Below are 26,583 nucleotides of genomic sequence, written 5' to 3'. Positions count from 1 at the left end.
CGCTATGTTGCCAATTAAACCCTTTTGTCTCGCACTGGCTTTATTTTCAACCTCCTCACTAGCCTGCTCCGGTGTGCCTACTGCTGTGTTTTATTACCAGCCGTGGGGGCAAGGCACAAAATATATCGTTGAAGATAGCGACGGTTACGGACTCTATTTCCCGGATATTCATATACCACAGGTGAAGTTCAAACAACTGCGCCGTGTATCTGACGGCACTGATGATGAATATGATTCTCCTGATGATATCAATAATGATTTTGTGCGGGTGGATGGTGGCGCTTATATCAGAACCAACGGTGGTTGGCGTTTCGACTGGTTGACTGATGGCCGCCATATTTTATGGGCAGGGAAAATAGTTCAGAACCCGCCGGGAATACCGAAAGTCGATGCCGCAACATTCCGCGCATGGGGGCGTTTTGCTGCCGATAAAGACAGCCTCTATTTTGATGGCGAACGCACGGATGATAATCACGGCGAAAAGCAGGTCGATATGGATTCGCTGCAACAGGTGGGAGGGAGGATGAATTCAATTGATTCCGCGGATGTGCTGAAAGATCGTCGCAATCTTTACTTTCAGGGGCGCTGGTTAGGTAGTGCGCAAGGGTATTCTATTCTTGACATTAAACCCTGGACACGTCGTCCCATTATTTATTCACCTAATAGCTGCGAAAGCAAAAGTAATCCGGGACCCTGGGATACCATCTGGCGGACTAAATCGCAGGTCTTTGTGAATGGAGATGCCATCAACGCCGATCCGGATACCTTTCATATTGTGCGCTGGATAGCCGGTTCACTGCTGATTTATCGCGATAAAGACGGGGAGAAACGTTATTCATTCGGTAAAGATTGCCGGAGTACGTTTGATCTACAGCGGGATAAAGTAACCTGGATGACCCGAGATGCTTCCAGGCGTGCCAATGACTGCCGGGTTGCGACCATTCCTGATGTTGATCCGGAATATTTTCGCCATCTGACGGATAATGTGGCGCAATATAAAGATTCGCTCTATCTGGTGAAGTATGTTTCTGGGGTCGAAAAAACGCTGTCGGTCATACATTTACCAGGCCCACAACAAGAATTACAGGAAGGTGCTAATGTTGTAGGGAACAAAGTTTATTTCATTGCGAGCGATGATGTGACTATTTTTGATATCAATGGGCAATGGCAGTGGTATAAAAGCTCCGATGGCACACCATTAAATTATTTAGCACATGACGATCGCTATACGTATTTTATTAATGGAGACACGGTTGAGCATTTTGAACTGAAAGGCCAATGGACCTGGTTTAAAGACGCTAATGGTCAATTATCAGATACCTTTGCTCATGATGACCATTATATTTATTACGTAGGCGATGGGCTGGTTCGTGATGCGAAGCGGCGTAATGAGACTCGGCAACTCAATGCGGCGCATCTTGATAAAAATGGCAGTCTGCTTACCGTTGAAGGCAGATACACCAGTTACAACAATGAATTACTTCCATTGAATGACTGAATCACTTAATAATCAACGATCCTGCTCATGTCAGGATCGTTGATCGAACAAATCACTCACCCGCCAGCGCGCGCGGGAACAGTACATTGTTTTCCAGACTGATGTGCTCCATCAGGTCATCAATCAGTTCATTAATGCCGTTATACATCGCTTTCCAGGTGGTGCAGGCTTCCGGCGGCGGTGTGACGTTATTGGTGGTGTGTTTAATCACTTCCAGCAGTTCACCCGCTTCATCGTGCTCGCTTTCCATCACGCTGATTGGCCCCATTGCCTGGCTGCCCATGCCTTGTTTGATCATCGGGAAGAGGATCTGCTCTTCTTTCATCATGTGGCTGGAAAGCTCTTCATGCAGCATAGTCAGATATTTTGTCAGCCCTTTTGGAACGCTCGGTTTGTCGGCGTGAACGCGCTCGACTTTAGTCGCTTGCAGGATCAGCTCCGGCAGTTGCTCGCGGTGACGATCGTGGTAGCGCACGATGATATGGTCGATGATTTCTGCCAGCGGCGCGCTACGCCAGTCTTTCTCAATCGGTTGTTCAGCAAGCTTTGCCAGCTCGGCCTCAATGACGTCAACATCCAGCTCTTTACGTGCCGCAGCACGAGCCAGCGTCTGCTTACCGCCACAGCAGTAATCCATATCATATTGACGAAACAGAGCCGAAGCGCGAGGAATAGAGAGCGCCAGTTCACCTAAAGGTTGGTCGCGATAAGCCATAGCTGATACCTCATTCTTAATAATATAAGATGTATTTTAAATGCATCTTTAAGGCAAAAGCTATAACCCTTACGTAGCAGAGGCTTATTTAACTCACTGCCAGCATGTCAACTTTCTGAGACAGATTCAGTTAAAGGCTTTTCCGGTTTTGCTCTGACCGCAATAACCACGCCAACCACTAACAGCGCGATACCGCTCAGCGTCATCAGCGGTGGAATTTGTTGGCGTAGCAAAAAGGTGTACAGCAAACCTGCCAGCGTTTCGAAAACAATCAGCGGCCCGAGAATCACTGTCGGTAATCGCTGGCTGGCGACGTTCCAGCAAAGCGCGCCGACCCATGAGCAAAGCACGGCAATCGCAATCATCAGGCTGATAAACACCAGCGGACGGGGGCCAAAGGGTAGGGAGAAGTCCGGCGTTTGGGTATTCAGCCAGTAACAAGCGACGAGATAGCCGATGAGAGAAACCGGCAGTGTGACCAGTGCCTGGGCCGTCGCCCACATCATTGGATGTTTGTCTGGGTTTTCCCGCAGCCAGCGGGCGTTGCGCAGGGCATACCACGCCCAACAGACTACAGAGACTGACGCCAGCACGATGCCTGAGGTATAACGAGCCCAGTCAAAATCGGGGAGTCCGTGGTTTAACTCAGCAATATTCACACACGACAGGCCGATGCCAATACAAACCAGCGCCGGGGCGAGTTTTCCCCACCCGAGTTTGCCGTCGCGCTGGCTATAAAGCAGATTGGCGAAGACAGGAATAACTACCGGCAGAGTTCCGATAATCATCGTGGAAACAGGCGCGCCGGTACGTTGAATGGCACTGGCGAGACAGAAGTAATAGATCAGGTTGCCCATCATGGTGAGCATTAGTGCGGTAAGCCAGTCGCGACGCGCCAACTGACGCAGACGCACGCGTCCCAGCCAGGCAATGGGCAGCGCAATTAACCCTAACGCCAGATAACGCCCCATCGACTGCAACATCGCCGGGTATTCTGGCACGATCAACGGCCCGACAAAAATAAGCCCCCACATCAACCCTGCTAACAGGGCGTACAGCACGCCGCTAATCATTACTGGCATCCATTGGTCTGTCAGAAGAAAGTTCAGGAAGCAGACGTGATTGCTCCCGGCATCCCGTCATTATCAGAGAGGATGCGGGAGGATGCCACTTTAATTAACTAGTTATTAACATTAAAAAGATGGCTTACGCTTTCGGCTAGCGTTGTCGTTGGGCGGCCAATTAATTTGCTAAGCGTTTTGCTGTCATCAAACAGACCGCCTTTCGATGCGCCAACGTCAGAATCCGCCAGCATATCCGCCAGTCCGCCAGGCAGTCCGACGCTTTTCAGTGCCGCGGCGAAATCGGCTTCGCTCAGGTTTTGATAGGTAACCTGTTTGCCGCTCTGTTTGGTCAGCTCTGCCGCTAACTGTGTCAGCGTCCAGGCACTATCACCTGCCAGTTCATAAATTTTGCCTTCGTGGCCTGTTTCGCTCATTACGCGCGCCGCAGCTTCTGCATAATCTGCGCGCATGGCTGAGGCGATTTTGCCATCGCCCGCCGCACCGATAAATACGCCGTGTTCCAGTGCTGCCGGGGCGCTGGCGAGGTAGTTTTCGGTGTACCAGCCGTTGCGCAGCAGGGTGTAAACGATGCCAGAATCAGCCAGCATTTTCTCGGTTTCGATGTGCTCATCGGCGAGGCCGAGCGGTGAGGTATCTGCATGTAGCAGGCTGGTATAAGCGATAAATTTCACGCCAGCCGCCTTTGCGGCATTAATAACATTACGATGCTGCGGGGCACGTTGACCCACTTCGCTGGAAGAGATCAGCAGCAGTTTTTCCACGCCCTGTAGCGCAGATGTCAGTGCGGCTTCATTTCCGTAGTCAGCCTGACGCACGGCAATGCCTTGTGCGTTCAATGCATGGGCTTTTTCCGGATTGCGGACAATAGCCACTATTTGGCTGGCAGAAACCGATTTCATCAAGGATTCAATAACATAGTGACCAAGTTGGCCAGTTGCGCCAGTAATAGCGATCATGGGAAGTCTCCATCTGTTTGTCTTGTGTTTAAATACGCTAACACCTAAACTTACTTTTAGTAAGTACGTACAAAAAGGTAAGTATGAGATGAGTCAGGTTAGCCTGTCGCAACAACTGAAAGAGGGAAATCTCTTTGCTGAACAGTGCCCGTCGCGCGAGGTGTTGAAACACGTCACCAGCCGTTGGGGGGTATTGATTCTGGTGGCGCTACGCGAAGGTACTCATCGCTTTAGCGACCTGCGGCGCAAAATCGGCGGGGTGAGTGAAAAGATGCTTGCGCAGTCGTTACAGGCGTTAGAGCAGGATGGTTTTCTTAACCGTATCGCGTATCCGGTGGTGCCGCCGCATGTGGAATATAGCCTCACGCCGCTGGGCGAGCAGGTGAGCGAAAAGGTTGCTGCACTGGCGGACTGGATTGAGTTGAATTTGCCCGAGGTGTTGGCGGTGCGGGATGAACGTGCGGCATAACAGCCGGATGCGCTGCGCTTCTACGGCCTACGGTTCATAGCTTGTAAGGCGGATAAGGTGCGTCAGTATCGCATCCGCCAGGAAGAGCCGGATGAGCTGCGCTTATCCGGTCTACGGTTCATGGCTTGTAGGGCGGATAAGATGCGCCAGCATCGCATCCGCCAATAAATGCCGGATGCGGTTGATGATTTGTAGGCCGAAAATGAAGTGTTTTACTTACTCAAATCCACCTGATAAATCGCAAAGCCGATATCATCGGTCGCGACTTTATTCATCGGATACTGCCCTTTCTCTTTAATAAATGCTGCGGCTTTATCTGACGGGGAAGTTTCGAAACGGATATCCAGTTTCTTATCGCCAGCAATCGGCGCTAGACGCCAGTTGTTATCTGCCGCCGGGTGGATTTCTCCCGCACGTTTAGACTCTTCAGCAATCCACGCTGCCAGTACCGAACGGTTCTCATCCGGTGAAGCAAAGGCAATATGGCTATCACCTGTTCCGGCAAATTTGCCGCCGTAAGCGCGATAGTTATTGGTGGCAACGAGGAACATGGCGTTCGGATCAATGGGTTTACCGTTAAAGGTCAGGTTCTTAATCCGCTCTGCATTGGCATTAACCACCTGACATTCGCCGTCATAGCGGGCGGGCTGGGTAACATCAATCTGATAATTCACGCCATCAATCACATCAAAGTTATAGGTACGGAAACCATCCCAGTTGATGAGTGACTGTGGTTGAGTGCTGTTGGGGTCTATCTGATTAAACTGCCCGGCGGAGCATTCCAGCCACTCTTTCACCTCTTTACCGCTGGCTTTCACTACGATAAGCGTATTGGGATAGAGATAGAGATCGGCGGCATTACGGAAGGTCAACTGGCCTTTTTCCACTTCGACATAGCTGGCAGGGTCGTTCTTACGCCCACCGACTTTAAACGGCGCGGCAGCAGAGAGCACCGGCAGTTTTGCCAGGTCAGGATCGCCCTGAATGTAATGTTCGACATACGCTTTTTGCGCGTTGTTCACTACCTGCACGGTCGGATCATCCTGCACCAGCGCCAGATAGCTATACATATTGTCGGCAGATTTACCGATCGGTTTGCTGACAAACTGGCGTGTGGCGTCGTGATCGACCTTTAGCGTTTCTACCAGTTGACTGTCTTCCGCCGCGAGAGATTTTTTATTGGTGATATCGTAAATAGGCCGTGCTTCGGCTTTGGCCTGCGTCACCTGCCATTTCCCGCTGTCATTATTGAGTTGCAGATCAACCACGCCCAGATGATCGCCCCACATGCCAGGCATTACCGCCGGAACGCCGTTCAGCGTACCTTTGGCAATATCCGCGCCTTTAATATCGGCAAAATCTTTACTCGGGAAGACGGCGTGAGCATGGCCAAACATAATGGCGTCAACGCCCGGAATTTCACTGAGATAATAAACTGAGTTTTCCGCCATCACTTTATACGGATCGGCAGACAAACCAGAATGCGCCAGGACGACAACAATATCGGCCCCTTTCTCGCGCATTTCTGGTACGAACTTGCGCACTGTTTCAGTAATATCGTTAACGGTGACTTTGCCGGATAAATTGGCTTTATCCCAGCTCATAATCTGCGGTGGCACGACGCCGATGTAGCCAATTTTCAGCGTCTGTTTTTTCCCGTCTTTATCGACCACTTCGGTGTCTTTAATTAAATACGGCGTAAACATCGGCTGTTTGGTCTTAGCGTCAATGACGTTGGCGTTTATATAAGGGAATTTCGCCCCTGCCAGCGCATTTTTCAGGTAATCCAGACCGTAGTTAAATTCATGATTGCCGAGTGTGCCGACCGTATAATCCAGCGTATTCAGCGCCTTATAAACCGGATGAACATCACCTGCTTTTAATCCTTTCGCCGACATGTAATCTGCCAGCGGACTCCCCTGAATCAAATCGCCGTTATCGACCAGCACGCTGTTTTTCACTTCATTACGCGCGCCATTAATCAGACTCGCAGTACGAACCAGTCCGAATTTTTCTGTGGCGGAGTCTTTGTAATAATCGAAATCCATCATATTGCTATGCAAATCAGAGGTTTCCATTATGCGGAGATCGACTGTTGCCGCATTCACACTGGCGGCAATCAGCGTAGCAAGGAGCGTTGCACTAAACTTAACCATCTGGGCATCCTTTTATGAATGAGTAGATGAAACGTCTTTCATACAGAGCGTTGAAGGATGCCATAAATAATAAATCAGGAAACGATGACGCCATCACAGTTGGCGGATTCTTTAACGATAGGGTATAAGTAAAACAACGAGTTAACACCACTGAAACAAAAGAGGTGGAGAATGTTAGAACAAGTATGTCAACTCGCACGGATTGCGGGCGATGCCATTATGCAGGTCTACGACGGGACGAAACCGATGGACGTCGTCAGCAAAGCGGATAACTCACCGGTGACAGCGGCGGACATTGCCGCGCATACCGTAATCATGGACGGTTTACGTACGCTGACGCCGGATATTCCGGTTCTGTCTGAAGAAGATCCTCCCGGCTGGGAAGTCCGTCAGCACTGGCAGCGTTACTGGCTGGTGGACCCGCTGGATGGCACTAAAGAGTTTATTAAACGTAACGGCGAATTCACTGTTAATATTGCGCTCATCGACCACGGAAAACCGATTTTAGGTGTGGTGTATGCGCCAGTAATGAACGTAATGTACAGTGCGGCAGAAGGCAAAGCCTGGAAAGAAGAGTGCGGCGTGCGCAAGCAGATTCAGGTACGCGATGCGCGGCCGCCGCTGGTGGTCATCAGCCGATCCCATGCGGATGCAGAGCTGAAAGAGTATCTGCAACAGCTTGGCGAACATCAGACGACGTCCATTGGCTCTTCGCTGAAATTCTGTCTGGTGGCGGAAGGGCAGGCGCAGCTCTACCCACGTTTCGGACCAACCAATATTTGGGACACTGCCGCCGGCCACGCTGTTGCTGCTGCAGCCGGAGCGCACGTACACGATTGGCAGGGTAAACCGCTGGATTATACCCCGCGTGAATCGTTCCTGAACCCAGGATTCAGAGTTTCTATTTATTGAGCAACTTATGCAGCAGGTCCATCACTTGCTGCACCTCTTCCTGGGTGAGCGCTCCGTCCTTCGCCCATTGCACACGGCCGTCTTTATCGAGCACGGCAATGGCAGAACTCTCTTCATCCAACTGCCAGGCGCCGCGCGCGACGCCGTTGCTATCGACAATAAACTGCGACCACGGATAAAGCTTTTTATTACTTTCCAGACTGCTGCGCACAAACATGCCGGAACCCGGAATTGCGTCATCTGTGTTGACAATGGTGGTGGTCTGGTAGCGATCGTGCGGCAACTTCGCCGATTTAATCGCTTCTATCAGCGTCGCGTTTTTCTCTTTGGCTGACGTACGACCAGCTATATGTTGTAGCACTCGCACTTTTCCCGCTAACTGCGCGCTGTTCCAGGTTTTGTAGCTAAACTGATCTTTATCAAGCACCAACTCGCCACGATCGGTAATGCCAATCGGCGGTACTCGCTGGCCGGTTTCGAACTGATGTGCAGAGGCCATCATCGGCAGCAGCAGGCAGGTGAGGGCCAGAATCTTGCGTAGAGTCATGGTGTTTCCTTCTTATGATATGCAGGTGATCCGACCACTTGGGTCTGACTTTTAATCATATGTGCTATTTATCGAAAATCCCGCAAGTGTGATGCCAGTTTGCGGACAAGCGCACAAATCATATGAAAAATGAATGCTTATACTAAAGATTCTGATTAGGCGAAAAGATAATTCTGAATAATTGTAACGTTACGGTAAAAAAACTCATACAGGCTGGAAACATTACCGCAGTAGTCTATAGTCATTAGGCATTAAAATTTGCGCCTCATAATAGTTGGACCGATTGTGGTACCGCAAAGGCGTAATACTCAGCAGGAGACAACAATGAAAATTTTCCAACGGTACAACCCACTGCAAGTGGCGAAGTACGTGAAGATCCTGTTTCGTGGACGGTTATACATCAAGGATGTTGGCGCTTTTGAATTTGATAAGGGTAAAATTCTTATCCCAAAAGTGAAGGATAAACTGCATTTATCAGTGATGTCCGAGGTAAACCGTCAGGTTATGCGTCTGCAAACAGAGATGGCTTAACCAAAGTGCTATGCAGTAATAAGACGGCTCCTGATTCAGGAGCCGTTGATGTTTCTGAGGTTATGCGACGTTTTCTTCTTTATCTTTGTCTTTATCTTTTGCGTCAGTCAGTTTTGGCGAAAGGACGGTGGCTTTGCTGTCGATCCGCGTTACCAGCAGCTGGTCGATGCGGTAGTTATCGATATCCACCACTTCAAATTTGTAGCCGGCGAATTTCACCGAATCAGTGCGTTTGGGGATCTTACGCAGCATAAACATCATAAAGCCGCCAATGGTTTCGTAATTGCCTGACTGCGGGAACTCGTCAATATCCAGTACACGCATCACGTCATCAATCGGTGTTCCACCATCGATTAGCCATGAGTTCTCATCACGCGCCACAATCTGCTCTTCCAGACCCTGACCAACCAGATCGCCCATCAGTGTGGTCATCACGTCGTTGAGGGTGATTATCCCCACAACCAGCGCGTATTCATTCATGATTACTGCAAAGTCTTCGCCCGCAGTTTTAAAACTTTCCAGCGCCTCAGAAAGGGTCAGCGTGTCTGGCACGATCAGCGTGTTGCGAATTTGTACGCCACTGTTCAGCGCCAGGCTTTGATTGGCCAGCACGCGGTTAAGCAGATCTTTCGAATCCACATAGCCGATGATGTGGTCGATATCTTCAGTACAGACGAGGAATTTTGAGTGCGGATGTTCCGCCACTTTATTCTTCAGACTTTGCTCGTCTTCGTGGAGATCGAACCAGATGACGTTCTCACGCGGAGTCATAGACGACGGGACAGTACGGGATTCAAGCTCGAACACGTTTTCAATCAGTTCATGCTCTTGTTTACGTAATACCCCCGCCAGCGCCCCCGCTTCTACTACCGCGTAAATATCATCGGAAGTGATGTCATCCTTGCGCACCATCGGCAGTTTAAAGATACGGAAGATCATGTTCGCCAGGCCGTTGAAGAACCACACCAGCGGGGTGCAGACGTACAGGCAGAAGCGCATCGGGTTGATGATACGCAAAGCCACAGCTTCTGGCGCAATCATACCGATGCGTTTCGGGGTTAAATCCGCAAACAGGATAAACATGCCAGTCACTAACGAGAAAGAGAGAATAAAGCTCAGTTGCTCAGAGAGCTCTGCCGACATATAGCGGGAGAACAGGCTGTTAAAAGCCGGGGAGAACGCTGCATCACCGACGATACCGCCGAGAATCGCCACTGCGTTCAGACCGATTTGTACCACGGTAAAGAACATGCCGGGATTTTCCTGCATATTCATAACGCGTTGGGCATTTATATTGCCTTCATCAGCCAGCAGTTTAAGTTTGATTTTGCGTGAGGCGGCAAGCGAGATCTCGGACATCGAGAAGAACGCACTTACGGCGATCAAGCAGAGTATGACTAAAATACTGTTTAACATATCTTATCTAACCGTTCAGGTCAGATCCTCGGAAGGGGAAGTTGATTAATTTGTGTGAAATACACATTGAAAGCCGATTCGAAGAGAGTGAACCGGCATTTTCAGAGGCTAGTATAGCGTAAGGTACTGTAAAGTCGCCAGAGGGTTAAATTTTTGTCTCATTTCACTTTGGGGCCACCTTTTAATACTACACTTCAGGCGGCAGACAAACGCCTATTCCACCAATTCCGCAATAGCCATAAGGGTTTTTATGTAGATACTGTTGGTGGTCATCTTCGGCATAATAGAACGGTGTGGCGTTAGCAATCTCGGTGGTTATCTGGCGATCGTCATCGGCGGTGAGCATTGCGGCCTGAAAACGTTCCAGACTGGCGCGGGCTGCGGCATCCTGTTCTGGTGTCAGCGGGTAAATCGCGGAACGGTACTGCGTGCCGTGATCATTACCTTGACGCATCCCTTGTGCAGGATCGTGGTTCTCCCAGAAAACCTGCAACAGTTGTTCATAGCTGATTACCGACGGATCATAAACCACCCGCACCGCTTCGGCGTGGCCGGTCTCACCGGAACACACTTCCCGATAAGTCGGGTTTGGCGTGTAACCGCCAGTGTAGCCTGCGGCAGTGCTGTAAACACCGGGAAGTTGCCAGAAAAGGCGTTCAACGCCCCAGAAACAGCCCATCGCAAAAATGGCGATCTCCATTCCGTCAGGCACATTTGTCATTGAGTGACCGTTGACCGCATGCAGCGTAGCTACGGGCATCGGGGTATTCCGTCCAGGAAGGGCATCGGTGGGGGAAACCAGATGCTTTTTATCAAATAAACTCATGGTGTCGTTCTCCCGAAAGTCGGTCATAGGGGTTTAGGTTGTAACAAGGGACGTATTTGCACACAATAACCCCCGTGAATGGGTCTAAAGTAAAACATAAGTAATATTTTGGGTTTAGTCTGCTTTTTAATCCATATTGCTGGATTATTGTTAAGCCGTTTAACGGAGTTCCAGGGGCAGGAATAAAGGATATTCAGGAGAAAATGTGCGCTATATCCGACAGTTATGCTGTGTAAGCTTACTCTGCTTTAGTGGTTCTGCCATCGCCGCGAATGTCCGTCTACAGGTGGAAGGGTTATCGGGACAGCTGGAAAAAAACGTTCGTGCACAGCTTTCTACGATTCAAAGTGATGAAGTGACGCCAGACCGGCGCTTTCGCGCACGTGTTGATGATGCCATTCGGGAAGGTCTAAAAGCACTGGGCTATTACCAGCCAACAATTGAATTTGATCTCCAGCCACCGCCAAAGAAAGGACGGCAGGTGCTGGTTGCTAAAGTTACACCGGGTGTACCCGTGTTGATTGGCGGCACCGATGTAGTCTTGCGCGGCGGTGCGCGAACCGATAAAGACTATTTGAAGTTGCTGGATACTCGCCCGGCTATAGGTACGGTGCTAAACCAGGGCGATTATGAAAATTTCAAAAAGTCCTTAACCAGTATTGCGCTGCGTAAAGGCTATTTCGATAGCGAATTTACCAAAGCTCAGTTAGGCATAGCGCTTGGCCTGCATAAAGCGTACTGGGATATTGATTACAACAGTGGCGAACGTTACCGCTTTGGGCATGTCACTTTTGAAGGTTCGCAAATTCGCGACGAGTACCTGCAAAACCTGGTACCGTTCAAAGAAGGCGATGAATACGAGTCAAAAGATCTGGCGGAACTGAACCGTCGCCTTTCCGCGACTGGCTGGTTTAATTCGGTGGTAGTGGCACCGCAATTTGATAAAGCGCGCGAAACGAAAGTATTACCATTGACAGGCGTGGTTTCGCCGCGAACAGAAAACACCATCGAAACCGGGGTCGGTTACTCTACGGACGTGGGACCGCGCGTGAAAGCGACGTGGAAAAAGCCGTGGATGAACTCATACGGTCACAGTCTGACCACCAGTACCAGTATTTCCGCGCCGGAACAGACCCTCGACTTCAGCTATAAAATGCCGCTGCTGAAGAATCCACTGGAACAATATTATTTGGTGCAGGGCGGTTTTAAGCGCACTGACCTGAACGATACCGAATCCGATTCCACTACGCTGGTGGCTTCTCGCTACTGGGATCTCTCCAGCGGCTGGCAGCGCGCCATTAACCTACGCTGGAGTCTCGACCACTTTACTCAGGGTGAAATTACTAACACCACAATGCTGTTTTATCCAGGGGTGATGATTAGCCGGACGCGATCACGCGGCGGCCTGATGCCGACCTGGGGCGACTCGCAACGCTACTCTATCGACTATTCCAACACAGCCTGGGGATCGGATGTCGATTTCTCCGTTTTCCAGGCACAGAACGTCTGGATCCGCACACTGTACGATCGCCATCGCTTTGTTACGCGCGGCACGTTGGGCTGGATTGAAACCGGTGACTTCGACAAAGTACCGCCGGATCTGCGTTTCTTCGCCGGGGGCGACCGCAGTATTCGCGGCTATAAATACAAATCTATTGCGCCGAAATATGACAATGGTGACCTGAAAGGGGCATCAAAACTAATTACCGGATCACTGGAGTACCAGTACAACGTGACCGGAAAATGGTGGGGCGCGGTGTTTGTCGATAGCGGTGAAGCGGTGAGTGATATCCGCCGCAGCGACTTCAAAACCGGCACCGGGGTCGGCGTGCGCTGGGAATCGCCGGTCGGGCCAATCAAGCTCGATTTCGCCGTACCGGTCGCGGATAAAGACGAGCACGGGTTACAGTTTTACATCGGTCTGGGGCCAGAATTATGAGTTTATGGAAAAAAATCAGCCTCGGCGCGGTTATCGTCATCTTACTACTGCTGGGCTCGGTGGCATTTCTGGTTGGCACCACCAGCGGCCTGCATCTGGTATTTAAAGCGGCGGACCGCTGGGTGCCTGGGCTGGACATCGGCAAGGTCACTGGCGGCTGGCGCGACCTTACCCTGTCTGACGTTCGTTATGAGCAGCCAGGCGTGGCGGTAAAAGCGGGCAATCTGCACCTGGCCGTTGGGCTGGATTGTCTGTGGAACAGCAGCGTTTGTGTTAACGATCTGGCGCTTAAAGATATTCAGGTCAACATCGACAGCAAAAAAATGCCTCCTTCTGAGCAGGTTGAAGAAGAGGAGGATAGTGGACCGCTGGATCTCTCTACGCCGTATCCCATCACACTGACACGCGTGGCGCTGGATAACGTCAACATCAAGATTGATGACACTACGGTGTCGGTGATGGACTTCACCTCCGGCCTGAACTGGCAGGAGAAAACCCTGACCCTGAAACCGACGTCGCTGAAAGGCCTGTTGATTGCTTTGCCGAAAGTGGCGGACGTGGCGCAGGAAGAAGTGGTCGAACCGAAGATTGAAAATCCGCAGCCGGAGGAAAAGCCGCTCGGCGAAACGCTGAAAGATCTCTTTTCTCGCCCGGTATTACCGGAAATGACCGACGTGCATTTGCCGCTTAACCTGAACATTGAAGAGTTTAAAGGCGAGCAACTGCGCGTGACAGGCGACACGGATATCACCGTGAGCACCATGCTGCTGAAAGTGAGCAGCATCGACGGCAATACCAAACTGGATGCGCTGGATATTGACTCTAACCAGGGGATTGTCAATGCCAGCGGTACGGCACAATTGTCCAACAACTGGCCAGTAGATATCACCCTCAACAGCACTTTGAATGTGGAGCCGTTGAAAGGTGAAAAGGTGAAGCTGAAAGTGGGCGGTGCGCTGCGCGAACAGCTGGAGATAGGCGTTAACCTTTCCGGCCCGGTGGATATGGATTTGCGCGCTCAGACGCGGCTGGCGGAAGCCGGACTGCCGCTCAACGTGGAAGTGAACAGCAAACAACTTTACTGGCCGTTCACTGGTGAGAAGCAATATCAGGCGGATGACCTGAAACTGAAACTCACCGGCAAAATGACCGATTACACGCTGTCTATGCGTACGGCGGTGAAAGGGCAGGAGATCCCGCCAGCGACCATTACCCTTGATGCGAAAGGGAATGAACAGCAGGTCAATCTCGATAAACTCACCGTTGCGGCGCTGGAAGGAAAAACCGAGCTGAAGGCGCTGCTCGACTGGCAGCAGGCCATTAGTTGGCGCGGCGAATTGACGTTCAACGGCATTAATACGGCGAAAGAGTTCCCGGACTGGCCATCGAAACTCAATGGTTTGATCAAAACGCGCGGTAGCCTGTACGGCGGCACCTGGCAGATGGACGTGCCGGAGTTGAAGCTGACCGGCAACGTCAAACATAACAAAGTGAACGTTGAGGGAACGCTGAAAGGCAACAGTTATATGCAGTGGATGATCCCAGGTCTGCATCTGGAACTGGGGCCAAACAGTGCCGAAGTGAAAGGCGAGCTGGGGGTAAAAGATCTCAATCTTGACGCCACCATCAATGCGCCGGGGCTGGATAACGCGCTGCCAGGACTTGGCGGTACAGCGAAAGGGCTGGTGAAAGTTCGCGGTACGGTGGAAGCGCCGCAGTTGCTGGCGGATATCACCGCGCGCGGCTTGCGCTGGCAGGAACTTTCTGTGTCGCAGGTTCGCGTGGAAGGCGACATCAAATCCACCGATCAGATTGCGGGTAAACTCGACGTGCGCGTTGAGCAAATCTCGCAGCCGGATGTGAATATCAGCCTCGTTACTCTGAATGCGAAAGGCAGCGAAAAGCAGCACGAGTTACAACTGAGGATTCAGGGCGAGCCGGTTTCCGGGCAGCTTAATCTGGCAGGTAGCTTTGATCGCAAAGAAGAACGCTGGAAGGGAACACTTAGCAATACGCGCTTCCAGACGCCGGTCGGACCGTGGTCGCTGACGCGTGATATCGCGCTGGACTATCGCAATCAGGAGCAAAAAATCAGCATTGGGCCACACTGCTGGCTTAACCCGAATGCGGAACTGTGCGTGCCGCAAACCATTGATGCCGGGGCTGAAGGGCGTGCGGTTGTGAATCTCAACCGCTTCGACCTGGCAATGCTGAAACCGTTTATGCCGGAAACTACTCAGGCAAGCGGTATCTTCACGGGTAAAGCGGACGTTGCCTGGGACACCACCAAAGAGGGGCTGCCACAGGGTAGTATCACTCTTTCGGGGCGTAACGTGCAGGTGACGCAAACCGTCAACGATGCGGAGCTACCGGTGGCGTTTCAGACGCTGAACCTATCGGCAGAGCTGCGGAATAATCGCGCTGAGCTGGGCTGGACCATCCGTCTGACCAATAACGGCCAGTTTGATGGTCAGGTGCAGGTGACCGATCCGCAAGGCCGTCGGAATCTTGGCGGCAACGTCAACATCCGCAATTTTAACCTCGCAATGGTGAACCCCATCTTTACGCGTGGTGAAAAAGCAGCGGGGATGGTGAGCGCCAACCTACGTCTGGGCGGTGATGTGCAAAGCCCGCAGCTGTTTGGTCAGCTACAGGTCACAGGCGTGGATATCGACGGCAACTTTATGCCATTTGATATGCAGCCGAGCCAGCTTGCGGTCAATTTTAACGGTATGCGCTCGACGCTTGCGGGGACCGTGAGGACTCAGCAGGGTGACATCTACCTGAACGGTGATGCTGACTGGAGCCAGATTGAAAACTGGCGGGCGCGGGTAACGGCGAAAGGCAGTAAGGTACGGATCACCGTACCACCGATGGTGCGAATGGATGTGTCGCCTGACATCGTATTCGAAGCGACACCAAGCCTGTTTACCCTCGATGGTCGCGTGGATGTACCGTGGGCGCGCATTGTGGTGCACGATCTGCCGGAAAGTGCGGTGGGTGTCTCAAGCGATGTGGTGATGCTCAACGATAACCTGCAACCGGAGGAGACGAAAACCGCGTCAATTCCGATCAACAGCAACCTGATTGTCCACGTCGGCAATAACGTGCGCATTGATGCCTTTGGCCTGAAGGCGCGGCTGACGGGCGATCTCAACGTCGTACAGGACAAACAAGGTCTGGGCCTGAACGGGCAAATTAACATCCCTGAAGGGCGCTTCCATGCATATGGCCAGGATCTGATTGTGCGCAAAGGCGAGCTGCTGTTCTCTGGTCCACCGGATCAACCGTATCTCAATATCGAAGCCATTCGTAACCCGGATGCTACAGAAGATGACGTAATCGCTGGTGTTCGTGTCACCGGGCTGGCGGATGAGCCGAAAGCGGAGATCTTCTCTGACCCGGCGATGTCACAACAGGCTGCATTGTCTTACTTATTGCGTGGACAAGGGTTGGAGAGCGATCAGAGCGACAGCGCGGCGATGACTTCGATGCTGATTGGTCTGGGGGTTGCGCAAAGTGGTCAGATTGTGGGTAAAATCGGCGAGACATTTGGTGTAAGTAATTTAGCGCTCGACACCGAGGGGGTAGGTGATTCTTCCCAGGTGGTGGTCAGCGGCTATGTATTACCAGGCTTACAAGTGAAATACGGCGTGGGGATATTTGACTCTATAGCAACACTCACGTTACGTTATCGCCTGATGCCGAAGCTATATCTGGAAGCCGTGTCTGGTGTAGATCAGGCACTGGATTTGCTCTATCAGTTCGAGTTTTAGCTATGCGAATATTTGTCTACGGCAGTTTACGTCACAAACAAGGCAACAGCCACTGGATGACAAATGCCCAGTTGCTGGGCGATTTCAGTATCGATAACTACCAGTTGTATAGTCTGGGCCACTATCCAGGCGCAGTTCCGGGAAACGGAACGGTACATGGTGAAGTTTATCGTATTGACAACGCCACGCTGGCCGAACTTGATGCCTTGCGCACCAGGGGCGGTGAATACGCGCGCCAGTTGATTCAGACGCCGTACGGGAGTGCATGGATGTACGTTTATCAACGACCCGTCGATGGATTAACGCTGATTGAAAGCGGCGACTGGTTAGACAGGGATCAGTCATAATATAAACACGCCACCTTCGGGTGGCGTTGTTTTTTGCGATGTATCTCGCGATTTTTTTGTAACTTTCACATCTTTTGCTTTTCTCTCCGAGCCGCTTTCCATATCTGCAATCGCATAAAAAACTCTGCTGGCGTTCACAAATGTGCAGGGGTAAAACGGGGGCACGCTTTGAACGGTGAGTATGAGTGAGGTCGGCTAACTTCCAGCAAGTGGCTATGAACAGCAAAATGGTGGTCGAGTTTAGCTTGTTCTTACCGTTCAAGCCTTTCAACTGCTGAAAATAATAATAGTGGAGTAGATAGTTTATAAATTGCGGGCATAAAAAAACCCTTACTAACCGAAGCCCGGCGTTCAGGGTTATTGCGCTATACTCGTCATACTTCAAGTTGCATGTGCTGCGACTGCGTTCATTCACCCCAGTCACTTACTTCTGTAAGCTCCAGAGGATTCACTCACTTGTCGCGTTACTCGGCCTTAGGCCTCGCCCTTTCAGGGCCAACGCAAGCGTTGTTCAAAACGCCGTTGGCGTTTTGTCCTGCAAGTTGAATTATTTAGAGTATCTAAGAACTTATTTATTCTTTGCGCGCTCGAAGGAAGCAACGATTTCAGCTTTAGCGGCTTCAGCGTTTTCCCAACCTTCAACTTTCACCCACTTGCCTTTTTCGAGGTCTTTGTAGTGCTCGAAGAAGTGAGCGATCTGAGCTTTCAGCAGCTCCGGCAGATCGTTAACGTCTTTGATGTGATCGTATTCTTTGCTCAGTTTGCTGTGCGGAACAGCAACCAGTTTCGCATCTTCACCAGCTTCGTCGGTCATTTTCAGAACGCCAACCGGACGGCAACGGATCACAGAACCCGGCTGCAGCGGGTACGGAGTCGGGACCAGAACGTCAACCGGGTCACCGTCCAGAGACAGAGTGTGGTTGATATAGCCGTAGTTGCACGGGTAGAACATCGCGGTGGACATGAAGCGGTCAACGAACAGTGCGCCGCTCTCTTTGTCGATTTCGTATTTGATCGGATCAGCGTTAGCCGGGATTTCGATAACAACGTAGATGTCTTCCGGCAGATCTTTACCCGCAGGGACGTTGAGTAAGCTCATGTCTGTTTCCTTTAGAATATGTGGCAAACAAGTGCCGAGTATTATAGCCAACTCGCGCCGAATGTCTTCGCTTGTTTTCGCTCTCATTTTCCTTTTTCGCCAGTTTTAAGACGGTTCGCAGAGCTGGAAAATCCATAACCGTAGCCGCATTTTTCATAGTGATATGAAAGCGATTACAAACTTGTGATTAACGATGTATTTACTTTTTTGAAGTGTGATGTAACGCAATCTGTTACAGAACCAATTGTCTATAGTTTTTTCGCGAACATCTTTTCACCAATAATAATCACCCCGACGAGGACAACCCTATGTGGAAACGCTTACTTGTAGTCTCTGCAGTCTCGGCAGCCATGTCGTCTATGGCGTTGGCAGCTCCGTTAACCGTAGGATTTTCGCAGGTTGGATCCGAATCCGGCTGGCGCGCAGCAGAAACTAATGTGGCGAAAAGTGAGGCCGAGAAACGCGGTATCACACTGAAAATTGCCGATGGTCAGCAAAAGCAGGAAAACCAGATTAAAGCAGTGCGTTCCTTTGTCGCGCAAGGGGTAGATGCCATCTTTATCGCCCCGGTGGTTGCAACGGGTTGGGAACCTGTTTTGAAAGAAGCAAAGGAAGCCGAAATTCCGGTCTTTTTGCTTGACCGTTCCATCGACGTGAAAGACAAATCTCTCTATATGACCACCGTCACCGCCGACAACATCCTCGAAGGCAAGTTGATCGGTGACTGGCTGGTCAAAGAGGTCAATGGCAAACCGTGTAACGTGGTTGAGTTACAGGGCACCGTTGGGGCCAGCGTCGCCATTGACCGTAAGAAAGGCTTTGCCGAAGCTATTAAGAATGCGCCAAATATCAAAATCATCCGCTCGCAGTCCGGTGACTTCACCCGTAGTAAAGGCAAAGAAGTGATGGAGAGCTTTATCAAAGCGGAAAACAACGGCAAAAACATCTGCATGGTTTACGCCCATAACGACGACATGGTGATTGGCGCAATTCAGGCAATTAAAGAGGCGGGCCTGAAACCGGGCAAAGATATCCTGACAGGCTCTATCGACGGCGTGCCGGACATCTACAAAGCGATGATTGATGGCGAAGCAAACGCCAGCGTTGAACTGACGCCAAACATGGCGGGACCCGCCTTTGACGCGCTGGAGAAATATAAAAAGGACGGCACCATGCCTGAAAAGCTGACGCTGACCAAGTCCACCCTTTACCTGCCTGATACCGCAAAAGAAGAGTTAGAGAAGAAGAAAAACATGGGGTATTGAGACGTATCAGGCATTAATGCCTGATACCGACTCGTAGGCCGGAAAAGGCGTTTACGCCGCATCCGGCAGTTGTGCACTGGTGCCTGATGCGACGCTGGCGCGTCTTATCAGGCCTGGCGGGAGCACGCTTTACTTCGGGGGAAACCATGACGACCGGCCAACACCAGGAAATCCTCCGCACCGAAGGATTAAGCAAATTTTTCCCTGGCGTCAAAGCGTTAGACAACGTTGATTTCAGCCTGTGCCGTGGCGAAATCATGGCGCTGCTCGGTGAAAACGGGGCGGGAAAATCAACGCTAATCAAAGCATTAACCGGTGTATACCACGCCGATCGCGGCACCATCTGGCTGGAAGGCCAGGCTATCTCACCGAAAAATACCGCCCATGCACAACAACTCGGCATCGGAACCGTCTATCAAGAAGTCAATCTGCTACCCAATATGTCGGTCGCTGATAATCTATTCATAGGTCGCGAACCCAAACGTTTCGGCCTTCTACGCCGCAAAGAGATGGAAAAGCGCGCCACCGAACTGATGGCATCTTACGGTTTCTCCCTCGACGTGCGCGAACCGCTCAACCGCTTTTCAGTTGCGATGCAGCAAATCGTCGCCATCTGTCGGGCTATCGATCTCTCCGCCAAAGTGCTGATCCTCGATGAACCCACCGCCAGTCTCGACACCCAGGAAGTAGAGTTACTGTTTGGCCTGATGCGTCAGTTGCGCGATCGCGGCGTCAGCCTGATCTTTGTCACTCACTTTCTCGATCAGGTCTATCAGGTCAGTGATCGGATCACCGTCTTACGCAACGGCAGCTTTGTTGGTTGTCGGGAAACCCGCGAGCTACCGCAGATCGAACTGGTGAAAATGATGCTGGGGCGTGAGCTGGATACTCATGCGCTACAGCGTGCCGGAAGAACATTGCTTAGTGACAATCCTGTTGCAGCGTTTAAAGATTACGGCAAGAAAGGAACGATCGCGCCGTTTGATCTGGAAGTACGCCCCGGCGAGATCGTCGGTCTGGCAGGCTTGCTGGGATCAGGACGTACCGAAACCGCTGAAGTGATCTTCGGCATCAAACCAGCCGATAGCGGCACGGCGCTGATCAAAGGCAAACAGCAAACCCTGCGATCGCCACATCAGGCTTCGGTACTGGGCATCGGCTTTTGCCCGGAAGACAGGAAAACCGATGGCATCATCGCCGCCGCCTCGGTGCGGGAAAATATCATCCTCGCTCTCCAGGCCCAGCGCGGCTGGCTACGGCCGATTTCCCGTAAAGAACAGCAAGAGATTGCCGAACGCTTTATCCGTCAGCTGGGCATTCGTACTCCTTCCAGCGAACAACCGATTGAATTTCTCTCCGGCGGCAATCAGCAAAAAGTGTTGCTCTCACGCTGGCTGCTGACTCGTCCGCAATTTCTGATCCTCGATGAGCCAACGCGTGGCATTGACGTTGGCGCCCATGCCGAGATCATTCGCCTGATTGAAACGCTGTGCGCTGACGGTCTGGCGCTGCTGGTGATCTCCTCCGAACTGGAAGAACTGGTGGGCTATGCCGATCGGGTGATTATCATGCGCGATCGCAAACAGGTGGCGGAGATCCCGCTGGCAGAGCTTTCCGTTCCGGCGATCATGAACGCCATTGCGGCGTAAGGAGAACAGTGTGATGCCTCAATCTCTCCCGGACACTGCGCCGTCGAAAAGGCGTTTTCGCTGGCCGACGGGGATGCCGCAACTGGTAGCGCTATTGCTGGTGCTGCTGGTCGACAGCCTGGTAGCCCCGCATTTCTGGCAGGTAGTGCTTCAGGATGGGCGTTTGTTCGGTAGCCCCATAGACATTCTTAACCGTGCAGCTCCCGTTGCGTTACTGGCGATTGGCATGACGCTGGTGATCGCCACCGGTGGGATTGATCTCTCCGTAGGGGCGGTGATGGCTATCGCCGGAGCCACAACGGCTGCGATGACGGTCGCGGGATTCAGCCTGCCGATTGTTTTGTTAAGCGCCCTGGGCACCGGCATCCTGGCGGGATTGTGGAACGGTATACTGGTAGCGATCCTCAAAATTCAGCCGTTTGTCGCCACCCTGATCCTGATGGTCGCCGGGCGCGGCGTGGCGCAACTGATCACCGCCGGGCAGATCGTCACGTTTAACTCGCCGGATCTCTCATGGTTTGGCAGCGGATCGCTGTTGTTCCTGCCAACGCCGGTCATTATCGCGGTGCTGACGCTTCTTCTGTTCTGGCTGTTGACCCGCAAAACGGCGCTGGGGATGTTTATTGAAGCCGTTGGTATCAACATTCGGGCGGCAAAAAATGCCGGAGTCAACACACGAATCATCGTCATGCTCACCTACGTATTGAGCGGGCTGTGTGCGGCGATTGCAGGCATTATCGTGGCGGCGGATATTCGCGGTGCCGACGCCAATAACGCCGGATTATGGCTGGAGCTGGATGCCATTCTTGCGGTGGTCATCGGTGGCGGATCGCTGATGGGCGGACGCTTTAACCTGCTGCTCTCAGTGGTGGGGGCGCTGATTATTCAGGGAATGAACACCGGAATTTTACTTTCGGGATTCCCGCCGGAGATGAACCAGGTGGTAAAAGCGGTGGTGGTGCTTTGCGTGCTGATTGTCCAGTCGCAACGCTTTATCAGTCTGATTAAAGGAGTGCGTAGCCGTGATAAAACGTAACCTGCCGCTTATGATCACCATCGGCGTCTTTGTGCTGGGCTATCTCTACTGCCTGACGCAGTTTCCCGGCTTTGCTTCCACGCGCGTGATTTGCAATATCCTGACCGATAACGCCTTTCTTGGGATCATTGCCGTTGGCATGACCTTTGTGATCCTCTCCGGTGGGATCGATCTCTCTGTCGGTTCGGTGATCGCCTTTACCGGCGTGTTTCTGGCAAAAGTGATTGGCGATTTCGGCCTCTCGCCGCTATTGGCGTTTCCACTGGTGCTGGTGATGGGTTGCGCCTTCGGCGCATTTATGGGGCTTCTGATCGACGCCCTGAAGATCCCTGCGTTCATCATTACCCTGGCAGGAATGTTCTTTTTGCGCGGCGTCAGCTATCTCGTTTCGGAAGAGTCGATCCCGATAAATCATCCCATTTATGACACGCTTTCAAGCCTGGCGTGGAAAATCCCCGGTGGTGGTCGCTTAAGCGCGATGGGGCTGCTGATGCTGGCGGTGGTGGTTATCGGCATATTCCTCGCGCATCGTACCCGTTTTGGTAATCAGGTATACGCCATTGGCGGCAACGCGACGTCGGCAAACCTGATGGGGATTTCCACTCGCAGCACCACTATTCGCATTTATATGCTCTCTACCGGACTGGCGACACTGGCAGGAATTGTCTTCTCGATTTATACCCAGGCCGGATACGCCCTGGCGGGTGTAGGTGTGGAACTGGACGCTATCGCGTCGGTGGTGATTGGCGGTACACTTTTGAGCGGTGGCGTTGGAACGGTATTAGGGACGCTTTTTGGTGTGGCGATTCAGGGACTGATCCAGACTTACATAAACTTTGACGGCACGCTGAGCTCATGGTGGACGAAAATCGCCATCGGCATTTTGTTATTCATTTTTATTGCCTTACAGCGTGGGTTAACGGTGTTGTGGGAGAATCGTCAGAGTTCGCCAGTGACAAGAGTCAACATTGCGCAGCGATAAAAACGCCTCTCCGTGTGGAGAGGCGCAGGAGATTACGCGTCCGGGAACTCACGGATAAAGCGTTCGACATCTTCAACCATATGGTCGTTGCCGACGAAGAACGAACGACGCTGGTGCAGGGTTTCCGGGATGATATCCAGAATACGCTCTTTGCCATCGCTCGCTTTACCGCCCGCTTGTTCCGCCAGGAATGCCATCGGGTTGCACTCATACAGCAAACGCAGTTTGCCGTCCGGGTGGCTGGCAGTGCTTGGGTAGAGATAAATACCGCCTTTCAGCAGATTACGGTGGAAATCCGCGACCAGCGAGCCGATATAACGTGAGGTATACGGACGGTTGGTAGATTTATCTTCTTCCTGGCAGAATTTAATGTACTTCTTCACCCCGTTCGGAAACTTAATGTAGTTCCCTTCGTTGATAGAGTAGGTTTTTCCTTTCTCCGGGAAGCGCATCCGTTCCTGGCACAGGCAGAAAACGCCGAGCGAAGGATCGTAAGTAAAGGCGTGAACACCGCATCCGGTGGTGTAAACCAGCATGGTAGAGGAGCCGTATACCACGTAACCTGCAGCAACCTGTTTGTTACCAGGCTGGAGGAAATCTTCTTCCGTTACCGGCGTGCCGACCGGTGTAACGCGGCGGTAAATGGAGAAAATGGTACCGACAGAGACGTTAACATCGATGTTGGACGAGCCATCCAGCGGATCCATCAGCACAACGTATTTTGCGTGTTCACAACCTTCAAAGACGACAATCTCATCTTCTTCTTCGGATGCAATGCCCGCAACAATATCGCGTGCTTTCAGTGCGGCTTTCAGTTTTTCATTAGCGAACAAGTCGAGTTTTTGTTGAACCTCGCCCTGCACATTCTCAGCACCGCTGGCACCCAGGATATCAACCAGTCCAGCTTTGTTGATATCGCGATGAATAATCTTGGCGCCCAGTTTTATTGCCGATAGCAAAGCAGTGAGCTCACCGGTAGCATGAGAAAACTCGTGCTGCTTTTCGACAATAAATTCACCTAACGTTTTCATAAAACTTTCCCTGCAATGTTTATGGAGTAAAGCGACCGCAATAATCTTAACAAATAATCTCAATGTTGCGCTCAGGTGAATCGCGCCAGCAAATTACGGATTATCCTGAAATGCGTTTCTCTGTTGCCCGACATATGCGTAAAATGAACGGTAGATTAAAAAAGGATAGTGACGTATGCGCATTCATATATTAGGAATTTGTGGCACGTTTATGGGCGGTCTGGCGATTCTGGCGCGCCAGTTGGGCCATGAAGTAACGGGTTCGGACGCCAATGTGTATCCGCCGATGAGCACCTTACTTGAGAAGCAAGGCATTGAACTGATTCAGGGTTATGATGCCAGCCAGCTCGATCCTCAGCCGGATCTGGTGATTATTGGCAACGCCATGACCCGTGGAAATCCGTGTGTGGAAGCGGTACTGGAAAAAAACATTCCATATATGTCAGGTCCGCAGTGGTTGCACGATTTTGTGCTGCGTGACCGCTGGGTGCTGGCCGTTGCCGGTACACACGGTAAAACCACCACCGCGGGAATGGCGACCTGGATTCTGGAACAGTGCGGCTATAAACCAGGTTTTGTGATCGGTGGAGTACCGGGGAACTTTGACGTTTCTGCACGCCTGGGCGAAAGCGACTTCTTTGTTATCGAAGCAGACGAGTATGACTGCGCCTTCTTCGACAAACGCTCTAAGTTTGTTCATTACTGCCCGCGAACGCTGATCCTCAACAACCTTGAGTTCGACCACGCCGATATCTTCGACGACCTGAAAGCGATTCAGAAACAATTCCACCATCTGGTGCGTATTGTTCCTGGTCAGGGGCGTATTATCTGGCCGGAAAACGACATCAACCTGAAACAAACCCTGGCGATGGGCTGCTGGAGTGAACAGGAGCTGGTGGGCGAGCAAGGTCACTGGCAGGCGAAAAAGCTGACCACTGACGCTTCCGAATGGGAAGTCTTGCTGGATGGCGAAAAAGTGGGCGAAGTGAAATGGTCGCTGGTGGGCGAACATAATATGCACAATGGTTTGATGGCGATTGCTGCGGCCCGTCATGTTGGCATCGCACCGGTTGATGCTGCTAACGCGCTGGGATTGTTTATCAATGCCCGTCGCCGCCTGGAACTGCGTGGCGAAGCTAATGGCGTGACGGTGTATGACGATTTTGCCCATCACCCAACGGCAATTCTGGCAACGCTGGCGGCGCTGCGCGGCAAAGTTGGCGGTACGGCGCGTATTATTGCCGTGCTTGAGCCGCGTTCCAACACCATGAAGATGGGCGTCTGCAAAGATGATTTGGCTCCGTCATTAGGTCGTGCCGATGAAGTCTTCCTGCTGCAACCGTCACATATTCCGTGGCAGGTAGCTGAAGTGGCAGAAGCATGTATTCAGCCTGCGCACTGGAGTGGAGATGTTGATGCGCTGGCAGAAATGGTGGTGAAAACCGCTCAGCCTGGCGACCATATTCTGGTGATGAGCAACGGCGGTTTTGGTGGGATCCATCAGAAACTGCTGGATGGTCTGGCGAAGAAAGCGGAAGCTGCGCAGTAATCCTGAGACGTTTTATCAGGCCTACAGGGGCAACGTGCTTTTGTAGGCCGGATAAGGCGTTGACGCCGCACCCGGCATTTGAGCATAGCGCCTGATGCGACGCTTGACGCGTCTTATCAGGCCTACAGATCTGACGGTGCACTGCATCCGGCAAACCATACTCACATCAACAACGAAAATTACCCTTCGTTCTCTGCCAGCTCGCGCAGATACTGGAAAATCTGGCGTGCGGATTTCGGCGGCTTATTCCCTTCTTTCTCTTTCTTCGCGTTGCGGATCAGAGCACGCAGTTGCTGACGATCGGCATCTGGCCACAGATTCAATACTTCAGCGATAGCATCATCCCCTTGATCGATCAGACGATCGCGCAGGTTTTCCAGTTTATGGAACAACACCACCTGCTGGTTGTGGCGGTTTTTCAGCTTATCCAGCGCCTGACGGATAGGCTCTACATCGCGTTGGCGCAGCATCTTACCAATGAGCTGCAACTGGCGGCGGCGACCTTCCATCTTAATACGCTGGGCTAACTCAATAGCCGCACGCAGATCCGCATCTAACGGGATCTTATCCAGCGCGTTTTTCCCCAGATCAACAATTTCTGCGCCCAGGCGTTTTAGCTCCTCGGCGTCACGTTTAATTTCACTTTTACTAACCCAGATAATTTCATCGTCTTCGTCTTCGATGTCATCACCGGGAACGTCGTCGAGCCAGTCTTCGGGCTGCTTAGTCATGTCAGGCTCCTTAAAAAAAAGAGGCTAATGTTACCAGTTAAGATGCGCACTGAAAAACGGTTCTCTGT

The 26,583-nt window shown here is 51.7% G+C and carries 22 protein-coding genes; 12 read left to right on the top strand and 10 right to left on the bottom strand.

Annotated elements, in window-relative coordinates; translation table 11 throughout:
- Positions 1-4: 4 nt before the first annotated feature.
- Positions 5-1,498 carry a hypothetical protein gene (locus FEK66_RS04585; RefSeq protein WP_135495120.1) on the top strand — a complete coding sequence of 498 codons (1,494 nt, stop codon included), beginning with the start codon at positions 5-7 and terminating at the stop codon, positions 1,496-1,498.
- Positions 1,499-1,550: 52 nt separating this feature from the next.
- Here FEK66_RS04585 and ytfE read toward each other — a convergent pair whose 3' ends face one another.
- The 3 genes from ytfE to qorB all read right to left on the bottom strand — a co-directional run bounded on the left by ytfE (position 1,551) and on the right by qorB (position 4,254).
- A complete protein-coding gene (ytfE, locus tag FEK66_RS04580; RefSeq protein ID WP_130206037.1) occupies positions 1,551-2,213 on the bottom strand; it encodes an iron-sulfur cluster repair protein YtfE in 663 nt (220 codons plus the stop codon).
- Positions 2,214-2,320: 107 nt separating this feature from the next.
- Positions 2,321-3,286, bottom strand: coding sequence for a DMT family transporter (locus tag FEK66_RS04575; protein WP_135495214.1), 966 nt, complete (start codon positions 3,284-3,286; stop codon positions 2,321-2,323).
- A 107-nt stretch (positions 3,287-3,393) separates the two neighbouring features.
- Positions 3,394-4,254 carry an NAD(P)H:quinone oxidoreductase gene (qorB, locus tag FEK66_RS04570; protein ID WP_135495119.1) on the bottom strand — a complete coding sequence of 287 codons (861 nt, stop codon included), beginning with the start codon at positions 4,252-4,254 and terminating at the stop codon, positions 3,394-3,396.
- 88 nt (positions 4,255-4,342) lie between these two features.
- On the opposite strand from qorB, the gene FEK66_RS04565 reads away from it, so the two are divergent.
- Positions 4,343-4,723: a helix-turn-helix domain-containing protein gene (locus FEK66_RS04565; protein ID WP_000084622.1), complete on the top strand. Its 381-nt coding sequence runs from the start codon at positions 4,343-4,345 to the stop codon at positions 4,721-4,723.
- A gap of 212 nt (positions 4,724-4,935) precedes the next feature.
- On the opposite strand, the gene cpdB is transcribed toward FEK66_RS04565, so the two are convergent.
- Positions 4,936-6,879, bottom strand: a complete 1,944-nt coding sequence (cpdB, locus tag FEK66_RS04560) for a 2',3'-cyclic-nucleotide 2'-phosphodiesterase (RefSeq protein WP_135495118.1) — start codon at positions 6,877-6,879, stop codon at positions 4,936-4,938.
- A gap of 171 nt (positions 6,880-7,050) precedes the next feature.
- Here cpdB and cysQ point away from each other — a divergent pair, with 171 nt between their 5' ends.
- Positions 7,051-7,791 carry a 3'(2'),5'-bisphosphate nucleotidase CysQ gene (gene cysQ / locus FEK66_RS04555; RefSeq protein ID WP_130206045.1) on the top strand — a complete coding sequence of 247 codons (741 nt, stop codon included), beginning with the start codon at positions 7,051-7,053 and terminating at the stop codon, positions 7,789-7,791.
- On the opposite strand, the gene FEK66_RS04550 is transcribed toward cysQ, so the two are convergent.
- Positions 7,781-8,338: a YtfJ family protein gene (locus tag FEK66_RS04550; RefSeq protein WP_064525852.1), complete on the bottom strand. Its 558-nt coding sequence runs from the start codon at positions 8,336-8,338 to the stop codon at positions 7,781-7,783. The genes cysQ and FEK66_RS04550 overlap by 11 nt on opposite strands.
- Positions 8,339-8,662: 324 nt before the next feature.
- On the opposite strand from FEK66_RS04550, the gene FEK66_RS04545 reads away from it, so the two are divergent.
- Positions 8,663-8,869: a DUF1107 domain-containing protein gene (locus tag FEK66_RS04545; protein WP_000689228.1), complete on the top strand. Its 207-nt coding sequence runs from the start codon at positions 8,663-8,665 to the stop codon at positions 8,867-8,869.
- 60 nt (positions 8,870-8,929) lie between these two features.
- Here the strand turns inward: FEK66_RS04545 and FEK66_RS04540 are convergent, their stop codons facing one another.
- Both FEK66_RS04540 and msrA read right to left on the bottom strand, forming a co-directional pair.
- Complete coding sequence (locus FEK66_RS04540) at positions 8,930-10,285, bottom strand: hemolysin family protein (protein ID WP_130206047.1); 1,356 nt, start codon at positions 10,283-10,285, stop codon at positions 8,930-8,932.
- A 187-nt stretch (positions 10,286-10,472) separates the two neighbouring features.
- Positions 10,473-11,111 carry a peptide-methionine (S)-S-oxide reductase MsrA gene (gene msrA / locus FEK66_RS04535; protein ID WP_130206049.1) on the bottom strand — a complete coding sequence of 213 codons (639 nt, stop codon included), beginning with the start codon at positions 11,109-11,111 and terminating at the stop codon, positions 10,473-10,475.
- A 205-nt stretch (positions 11,112-11,316) separates the two neighbouring features.
- Here msrA and tamA point away from each other — a divergent pair, with 205 nt between their 5' ends.
- Genes tamA through FEK66_RS04520 form a run of 3 tightly spaced genes read left to right on the top strand, consistent with a single transcriptional unit; the run spans position 11,317 to position 17,173 of the window.
- Positions 11,317-13,050 (top strand): autotransporter assembly complex protein TamA, encoded by a 1,734-nt coding sequence (gene tamA, locus FEK66_RS04530; protein WP_130206051.1) that lies wholly within the window; start codon positions 11,317-11,319, stop codon positions 13,048-13,050.
- The gene (tamB, locus tag FEK66_RS04525) at positions 13,047-16,826 is read left to right on the top strand and encodes an autotransporter assembly complex protein TamB (RefSeq protein WP_135495117.1); all 3,780 of its coding nucleotides are present in this window, start codon (positions 13,047-13,049) and stop codon (positions 16,824-16,826) included. The genes tamA and tamB overlap by 4 nt, the downstream gene beginning before the upstream one ends.
- Positions 16,827-16,828: 2 nt before the next feature.
- Positions 16,829-17,173, top strand: a complete 345-nt coding sequence (locus FEK66_RS04520; RefSeq protein ID WP_130206055.1) for a gamma-glutamylcyclotransferase — start codon at positions 16,829-16,831, stop codon at positions 17,171-17,173.
- A gap of 568 nt (positions 17,174-17,741) precedes the next feature.
- Here the strand turns inward: FEK66_RS04520 and ppa are convergent.
- Positions 17,742-18,272, bottom strand: a complete 531-nt coding sequence (gene ppa / locus FEK66_RS04515; RefSeq protein WP_000055075.1) for an inorganic diphosphatase — start codon at positions 18,270-18,272, stop codon at positions 17,742-17,744.
- 308 nt (positions 18,273-18,580) lie between these two features.
- Here ppa and ytfQ point away from each other — a divergent pair, with 308 nt between their 5' ends.
- The 4 genes from ytfQ (at position 18,581) to yjfF (ending at position 23,204) form a co-directional block, all read left to right on the top strand.
- Positions 18,581-19,537 (top strand): galactofuranose ABC transporter substrate-binding protein YtfQ, encoded by a 957-nt coding sequence (gene ytfQ, locus FEK66_RS04510; RefSeq protein WP_064525873.1) that lies wholly within the window; start codon positions 18,581-18,583, stop codon positions 19,535-19,537.
- Between the two features lie 146 nt (positions 19,538-19,683).
- Positions 19,684-21,186 (top strand): galactofuranose ABC transporter, ATP-binding protein YtfR, encoded by a 1,503-nt coding sequence (ytfR, locus tag FEK66_RS04505; RefSeq protein WP_135495116.1) that lies wholly within the window; start codon positions 19,684-19,686, stop codon positions 21,184-21,186.
- Positions 21,187-21,199: 13 nt separating this feature from the next.
- Positions 21,200-22,222, top strand: coding sequence for a galactofuranose ABC transporter, ATP-binding protein YtfT (gene ytfT / locus FEK66_RS04500; protein ID WP_135495115.1), 1,023 nt, complete (start codon positions 21,200-21,202; stop codon positions 22,220-22,222).
- Positions 22,209-23,204, top strand: a complete 996-nt coding sequence (yjfF, locus tag FEK66_RS04495) for a galactofuranose ABC transporter, permease protein YjfF (RefSeq protein ID WP_000596015.1) — start codon at positions 22,209-22,211, stop codon at positions 23,202-23,204. Before ytfT ends, yjfF begins: the two co-directional genes overlap by 14 nt.
- Before the next feature lie 32 nt (positions 23,205-23,236).
- On the opposite strand, the gene fbp is transcribed toward yjfF, so the two are convergent.
- Positions 23,237-24,235, bottom strand: a complete 999-nt coding sequence (gene fbp, locus FEK66_RS04490) for a class 1 fructose-bisphosphatase (RefSeq protein ID WP_000853753.1) — start codon at positions 24,233-24,235, stop codon at positions 23,237-23,239.
- A 175-nt stretch (positions 24,236-24,410) separates the two neighbouring features.
- On the opposite strand from fbp, the gene mpl reads away from it, so the two are divergent.
- Positions 24,411-25,784: a UDP-N-acetylmuramate:L-alanyl-gamma-D-glutamyl-meso-diaminopimelate ligase gene (gene mpl, locus FEK66_RS04485; RefSeq protein ID WP_135495114.1), complete on the top strand. Its 1,374-nt coding sequence runs from the start codon at positions 24,411-24,413 to the stop codon at positions 25,782-25,784.
- Between the two features lie 179 nt (positions 25,785-25,963).
- On the opposite strand, the gene yjgA is transcribed toward mpl, so the two are convergent.
- The gene (gene yjgA / locus FEK66_RS04480) at positions 25,964-26,515 is read right to left on the bottom strand and encodes a ribosome biogenesis factor YjgA (RefSeq protein ID WP_130259537.1); all 552 of its coding nucleotides are present in this window, start codon (positions 26,513-26,515) and stop codon (positions 25,964-25,966) included.
- Positions 26,516-26,583: the final 68 nt, after the last annotated feature.

The sequence above is a fragment of the Escherichia sp. E1130 genome, from assembly GCF_005781065.1.
In the GTDB taxonomy this organism is placed as follows: domain Bacteria; phylum Pseudomonadota; class Gammaproteobacteria; order Enterobacterales; family Enterobacteriaceae; genus Escherichia.
This window is presented reverse-complemented; position numbering and strand designations above follow the sequence as displayed.